This is a genomic window from Archangium sp., from assembly GCF_036277355.1.
In the GTDB taxonomy this organism is placed as follows: domain Bacteria; phylum Myxococcota; class Myxococcia; order Myxococcales; family Myxococcaceae; genus Archangium.
The window spans coordinates 1-6798 of the sequence record NZ_DASUNC010000087.1; the positions used below are offsets into that span (position 1 = coordinate 1).

The following is a 6798-nucleotide window of genomic DNA, read 5'->3' on the forward strand; positions in this document are numbered from 1 at the left end:
ACCACGCAAGACTCGCTTCCGGCTGGCGGCCTCCTTTGCCGGGCGGGGTTTGAACCCGCAGGGTCCCTTCGTGAAGTTTCCGCTCCTACATCGCTTCCTCCTCACCCAGGCTTCGCCTGGCGCACTCCAACTGTTGGACAACTTTGGAACGAGCGCGCCCGGGAGGTCCCTCCCGCGATCACGCGACGGACTGGGAGGCCCGCTTCTTCCGCGAGCGGCCCCGGCCGCCCTCGTCACGCGGACCGAGCACCCTGTCGGCGGGCAGCCCCGCATCGAGCGCCTCGCGCAGCCCGGGAGACAGCCCGTCCATCAACAGCACCACCGAGGCGTTCGTCCAGGCGAAGCCCAACGTCCGCTCGGACCTGGGGGCCAGCAGCGCTCCGCGATCCGCGCCCTGGTTGCCGTACTCCACGGCCACCTCAGCCGACCGCCTCACCACGTCGTACTTCTCCTTGATGAGGCCGTTGTGGCTCCCCGCGATGTCCAACACCATCGACAGCCAGCGGTAGGCCACCGCATCGGCCTCCGCATGGAAGCCGTACCGGCGCAGGCCCTCCACCGCGATGATCTGGTGCGGCGCCCACCCGAACGGCCAATCCCACTGCAGATCCTCTCCGCCCGCCGCCTCGCGCGAGGCCCGGCTGCTCGAGGTCAGGCCTCCGTCATGCAGGAAGCGCGGGAGCGCCGCGGCCACCATCGCGGCCTCCTCTCGCGAGGCACAGCCCGTCCACAACGGATAGAAGGCCGCCAGGCACTCGTAGCGGGAGCGGCGTCCGGCCACGAAGTCGTAATCGAAGAACAGCCCCTGCTCCGCGTCCCAGAAGCGCGTGCGCATGATGCGCGCCCGAGCCCTCGCCGCCCGGGCGTACCGCGCCGCCTTCAGCGAGTCCTCCCCTTCCACCTGCCGGAGGATCCCCGCCACGTCCATCTCGTACTGGAACAGCAGCGAGTTGAGGCACACCGGCTCATGGTGGTGCGTGGCCTTGCCGAAGCGGTGGCACATGTCCCAGCCGCTCTCGCGGATGGCCCGGTCATGGCGGTGGAACCCGGCGTCGTCCGGCCGCGAGTCCGCGTAGAACTTCGACAGGTCCTCGGCGTCGGGCCCCTCGGCGTCGTCCTTGTAGCGGGAGAGCCCGCTCGGGGTGGCGCGAGCACCCGTGCGGAAGACGGTCTCGAGTTCCTGCTCCGCCGCCCGGGCCACGCGCTTGAGCAGCCGCCGATCCGCGCGCACCGCGTGCAGCTCCAGCGCCAGCCGGGGCATGAGCGGCGGCTGGGTGCGCGACAGGTGGTAGCTCAGGTTCGAGTTGGGAATCTTCCCGTAGTGCTCGATCTCGTAGAGCTGGTTCTCCAGCATGTCCCTCGCGAGCCCGTAGTGGCCGGAGGTCAGGGCACCGCGGGCGTTGAAGTAGCTGTCCCAGCCGAACATCTGCACGAAGCGGCCGCCCGGAACGATGTACGGGCGCGGCAGGTAGAGCATCCCGGGCTGGCGCATGAGCGCCTCCCAGTCCTTCGCGTCGCGGGGCTTCTGGAGCGGCACCATCTCCAGGCCGCCGGAGCGCCGCGCCTCGGCGCGCAGCTTCTTCAGGGCCTTGCGATCGCGCGCGGGCACGTACACGCGCTGCCTGCCCTCCGGATCCTTCACCGGCATCACCCGCAGGGCCTTCTTCAGGTCCTCGACCTGATCCGAGCGGCGGACGAGCCCCTGCCAGCCCTCGTCGATCAACCGGCGCAGCGTCTGGGTGCGCGGCTCCAGCATCCGCTCCACGGGCAGCCCGATGGACTCACCGCGCCCCGCGAGCAGCTCCTCGGCGAGCACATCCGCGGCGTGCGAGAGCCGCTCCGCCCCGGTCAGCTCCAGGCGCATGCCCGGAGCCAGCTCCAGGTCCACCGCGAAGCGCAGGCCCGCGTCCCGGGCCCGTCCGGCATCCCGCTCCGTGAGGCGGCCGTCACCGTCGAGATCCAACGCCATCAACGTCTCGAAGGCGCGGCGCGCGGTGGACGTGGTGGCGGAGAGGACCGCTGGCGTGTCCAGGGGCTCCGGCGCGCGCTCGCGGGCGAGCCGCTGCGACAGACGGTTCTGGAGGGTGATGGAAGAACGGGAGAGGCGCGAAGACGGCGTCCGGATGGGCACTCTGTCGACCTTCGGAGAGGAAGCTCCGTGCAAGGTACACGAGTCCGTCCCGGTGCCAATGCACCGCATGAAGCCCGCCCGCTTCTCCGCCGGACTGACGTTTGATCTATTTTGAGCTCAAACTTCCAAATACATACACAGTCGGAGTGAGCGCTCCACGAAGGGCTGTGGAACCCCCACACGCTGATTACCCTCCGCCCCGCTCCACCCGACCCCCACACCCTCGGAGATCCACCGTGGACCTGCTTCCGTCGTTCCTCCGTCCCCTCGCCACTTCCGCGCTGCTGCTGGCCGCCGTGGCGATGGCCCCCACCGCGCGCGCCGACGAGCCCCCCACGCCGCTGGAGGACAACCAGCGCATCACCGAGGGCTACATCCAGATCGCCTATGAGCTGAGCGGACTGCTGGATCCGACGCTCCAGCCCGGAGGCAGCAGCAACGTGCGGCCCAACTGGTTCGTCTTCGCGCCACACGCCTCCCGCACCGGTGGCGAAGGCATGCTCGGCGCGGCCCTCGCGCGGCGGATGATCGAGGCGGCCCGGGGCCAGCCCTCCCTGTCGGTGCTCCACGCGCTCGACCGGGCGGGCATCACCGGCACCGTGCGGGTCACCGTGGAGAACCTCGCCCTGGAGCTCGTCGTCCGGGGGCTGCCCACCGACGCGGCCGCCTCGCTGGCCTCGCTCACCACGGCCATGAATGGCGAGGCGCTCGCCGATCCGCGCACCTTCTCCACCACCGCGTCGCGCTTCGCCTCGCTCTACTGGAGCGCGCCGGCCGTCCTCCCGCTCGACAGGGCCGAGTCCGTGGTCCTCACCCTGGAGCGCACGCTGCACGAGGGCAACCTCGCCATCTTCTCGGACATCGGCGGCTCGGCGCTCCTCTACCTGGACTGGCGCCGGAGCGTCACCGGCGACGTCACCCCCGCGCGAGTGCTGTCGGAGTTCTCGCTCCCGGACGCCGTGCCGCAGGAGTCGCAGTTCGCGTACTCGTACGCGCTGGCCCACGTGAACGACACGCCCCGGCCGTACCAGTTCGCCACCCTCTTCCCGGGCATGCACTGGAAGAGCCTGCTGGTGGCGGCCTTCGCGCTCTACGAGGAGGCCCGCCTGGCGCCGGCTCCGGCCGCGCGCGACGCACTCATCGCCCTGGGCAACAACTACGTGGCCTGGCGCGAGCAGCATGACATGGCCCAGCCCGTCTTCACTCCGGCCGTGGCCCACCCGGACGAGGTGTCCCGCTCCGCGCTGCTGGAGGCCCTCACCCCCCTGCTCACCACGGACTTCGGCACCCTCGAGTGGAACTACTCCGACTACGCGTACAGCCAGCCGGACCGGGATGGCAGCATCCTCACCTCGCCGCCCACCGAGTACAGCTGGGCCGTCTTCTGGGATCGCTGGACGGGCATCCTCTACGCCTTCGAGCAGGCCTACGGCGCGCCCTCGGCGCTCTGGGTGATGCCGGAGCCGATCGTGGATCCCACCGCCGAGCCCTGAGCCCCCCAAGAACCTGTTCCGGTAGGGCTCGGTCCTGGCAGGCCGCTCCTCGGGCGAGGATGCTGGAAGCGGCGGGAATCAAACCCGCCGCCTGGCACTTCCAGAGGGGGCCTGGCGGAGTCTCGTGGGAGCCTGACGGTAGCGTGTGCCCTGGCGAGGTGTGGCTGGAGAGGGGCTGGTGGGGGAGCACGGGTGGGAGTACCGGCGGATACGGCCGGAGGGGACGGTGTTGTATGCGGCGGTGCGAGACAACCTCGCCACGCTGCTGGCGGATGCAGGCGAGTTGGGACGCGGCCCGCTCCATCCCTCACCCTCAACATGGCCTCTATCCCCCCTATATGCCTCATGGGGGGTCGGTCTCCACAGCGGGTCGGCCCCCGATGTATTTTCAGCTTACGGACCAGTCGCTTCACCTCAAGCGCTGGTATGCAAGCTACTTCGCGATCTCCATGACAGAGAATGTCGAGTGGAGTTTGCCACCGTGCTTGCGACCATTGAAGCTGGTGTTGATCAAGACGTTACCAGCATTAAGACCAACTCGCAGCTGATAGGTCCTCGTTGAGGTCGCACCAGCAAGGGCAACAAAGCGGAATGGTTGAGTGCATATCTGGGGATAGATTCTGTCGGCGGCGCATCGCGCATAGCCATTGGTTGCACCATCAGAGAACGTGGCGATCGCATCAGACATGCCTTCCTGAAAGATGGCGATAGTGAGATGGTCACTATGGTTCGTAGGTTCGGCCCAATGTACGAGCCCCTCGAAGACCAGGACATTCGTTGCGGTCTTCGGCGTGAGGGTCACAGTGAGAAGTTGGTTGCCTTGCGTGATCTGCGGAATTGAATCATTCCACGGGAAAGTACTAGGGAGGCTCAGTGGCTGGCTGGTCTGCGCGTACTGGAAGTCGACAATCCCCTGCGGACCGGGCGGTCCCTGCGGGCCGGTGTCACCTTGCGGGCCGGGCGCTCCCTGAGGGCCCGCCGGTCCCATGGGGCCTTGAGGTCCGGCCGGCCCCATCGCGCCCGTATCTCCTTTCGGTCCCTGTGGACCTGTGGCGCCAGCCACGCCCGGCGGGCCTTGTGGACCAGTAGGCCCTGGAGGACCGGCCAGGCCTTGAGGCCCCACTTCTCCAAAGGTGACGATGTGGCCGTCGTTCTCGCAATCGGCAGTGCCGGCAGAGACCGTCAGGAGATATTCCCCCCTCGCTTTCAAGAACAGATTCGGCATCCGAGCGACAATGAAGGTGTCGTCGCTCTGGAGCAGGGCGAGAGGCTGCTCATACAACTCGACTACGGGCAGCGTATATCCAAAGTTCCGCCCGTCAATGAAGATGCGCTTGTTCACATAATCAAGCTCGACAGCAAGAATCTTGAGGGCAGGAGGGAGTTGCTGCGCCTCAACTCTTCTCCCAACCACTGAAAACACAAAGACAAGCATAAATGCCACAAATCGTTTCATGTTTCCTCTTCAAGGGCCGCTCAATGGCAGCCGTGGGCCGGCTTGGAGTTCCTTTCAAAAACCCCTCGGACTCTAGTGACCCGAGGGCGAGCTCCACGCTGAAGCGGTTATATACCCTGTGCCGATGCATGCTCCGATAGGAGGCATCCCGGCCAGGCCGCTCCACGGGCAAGGATGCTGAAGGGGACGAGCGAGAGCAGAAAGACAGAGGAGGGCTGCTGTCGAGTGCAGGAGGGCTGCTCCCCAAAGCAGGTGCGGAGGAGAGGAGCGAGACGCGCCCCCAGTAGGAGCAGAGGAGGCGAGCGTGGCGCCGGAGGCAGGGGCGAGGAAGGAGCGGAGCAAAAGGAGAGGACGCCGCCAGTAGACCAGGCGGGGCTGCTGCGCAGGACGCTCGCGTTGGACGTGTTCACCTGCATCAGGTGTGGAGGCAGGCAGTAGGTGCTGGCGTACGTGAAGCAAGCCAGAGGGGTGCGCGCCACGCCTCCTCGTTAGGAGTGGGTTTGACTCAAGGCGGTGGGCAACCTCTATTGGAGGCGGCAGGAATCGAACCCGCCGCCGGAGGCTTCCGGCGAGAGCACTCCAGGGCGGTCGAGAGCGGTTTTCGCAGGAGTTCCAGCCGGTTACATCGGCCCCTGCCCCACGCTGAGCTGTGTTGAGATCGCTCCAGCGAGGGACATAACCCTACTGTCCACGCAACGGGAGCAAGCCCAACCCGCCGGCAGTGCTCGCAGCACGCGGCGCAGTCGCCCTGCTCGAGCGAGGCCGTGCACGAGAAGCACTCCTCGGGCAGCGGAGCCTCCTCGCCGCACGTGGTACAGAAAGCCCAGGTGGACTCGAGCTTCGCCTCGCACCCCACGCACGCGGGCGCCCCCTCCTCGATGGAGGGCCGCCAGCGCTGCGTCGTGGCGCACCAGGGGCAGTACGGCATCAGCCATGCCACCTTGCCCTCGCCCCCCTACCGCTCCCCTTGCGAGCGTTCGTGAATGTAGGGGCGCGCTGCCATACTCCGAACCGCCCCGCGAGGACCATTCAGGTCTTGAATCGGTTGGAGGGTCCGGCCATGCGTCTCCGAGCGTGCATCGCACTTCTGCTCTTTCTCTCAGCCTGTACGACGTCACCGCCCAGCCCAACACAGCCAGCGGCCCGGGACCCGGGGCTCGCCAACCTCCAGCGAGCGGCGACGCTGCCCTGGACAGATGGGGGGCGATGCGCCGTCCAGGAGGCTTCCGAGCCCTGGCCCGTGCTGGCGGAGAGGTGCTACCACACTCTGGACCATGAAAGGGTTCGGTTTCGGGACATCACGGGCAGATGCGCCGTCGCCTCCGCAGGTGCGGCAGTGGGCGTCGGACTCTGTGTCCTGGCGGCGCCGGAGATCATCGTGGGAGCGGTCATCGTCGCGGGCGTGGTGGTGGTGGGATTCGCCATCAAAGAGGCGCTGGATGTGTATGAGCTGAAATGGGCCGTTCAAGAAGACGCAAAGCCCGCGCCTGAAACGCGGCCCGCTCCGCAGGAACCCTCGCCGGAAAAAAGGCCCAAGCCGGAGCCAAAAGGGCCGGACTTCCCTCCCGTGGGTCCAACCCAGGCTTGATTCAAAGTCCTACGAGAGAGGTTATCCCACCAGGACCTACGGCTGAAGTATAGTCCCGCCTACAGGCGCCCACCGGAGGCGAGCAGCCGCGAGCTGATCGCGAGGGGGGAGCCTGCACAGAGCCGATGAC

5 protein-coding genes are annotated in these 6798 nt (G+C 67.4%); 3 read left to right on the plus strand and 2 right to left on the minus strand.

All coding sequences use genetic code 11. From position 1 onward, the window contains the following. Window positions 1–178 precede the first annotated feature (178 nt). Window positions 179–2131, minus strand: coding sequence for a trehalase family glycosidase (locus VFZ09_RS23130; protein ID WP_329729813.1), 1953 nt, complete (start codon window positions 2129–2131; stop codon window positions 179–181). A gap of 236 nt (window positions 2132–2367) precedes the next feature. Here VFZ09_RS23130 and VFZ09_RS23135 point away from each other — a divergent pair, with 236 nt between their 5' ends. After that, window positions 2368–3624: a hypothetical protein gene (locus tag VFZ09_RS23135; RefSeq protein ID WP_329729814.1), complete on the plus strand. Its 1257-nt coding sequence runs from the start codon at window positions 2368–2370 to the stop codon at window positions 3622–3624. 433 nt (window positions 3625–4057) lie between these two features. On the opposite strand, the gene VFZ09_RS23140 is transcribed toward VFZ09_RS23135, so the two are convergent. Then, window positions 4058–5080 (minus strand): collagen-like protein, encoded by a 1023-nt coding sequence (locus VFZ09_RS23140; RefSeq protein ID WP_329729815.1) that lies wholly within the window; start codon window positions 5078–5080, stop codon window positions 4058–4060. A gap of 764 nt (window positions 5081–5844) precedes the next feature. Between VFZ09_RS23140 and VFZ09_RS23145 the strand changes: the two genes are divergently transcribed. Both VFZ09_RS23145 and VFZ09_RS23150 read left to right on the plus strand, forming a co-directional pair. Beyond that, a complete protein-coding gene (locus tag VFZ09_RS23145) occupies window positions 5845–6063 on the plus strand; it encodes a hypothetical protein (protein ID WP_329729816.1) in 219 nt (72 codons plus the stop codon). A gap of 353 nt (window positions 6064–6416) precedes the next feature. Continuing rightward, complete coding sequence (locus VFZ09_RS23150; protein ID WP_329729817.1) at window positions 6417–6668, plus strand: hypothetical protein; 252 nt, start codon at window positions 6417–6419, stop codon at window positions 6666–6668. Window positions 6669–6798 lie beyond the last annotated feature (130 nt).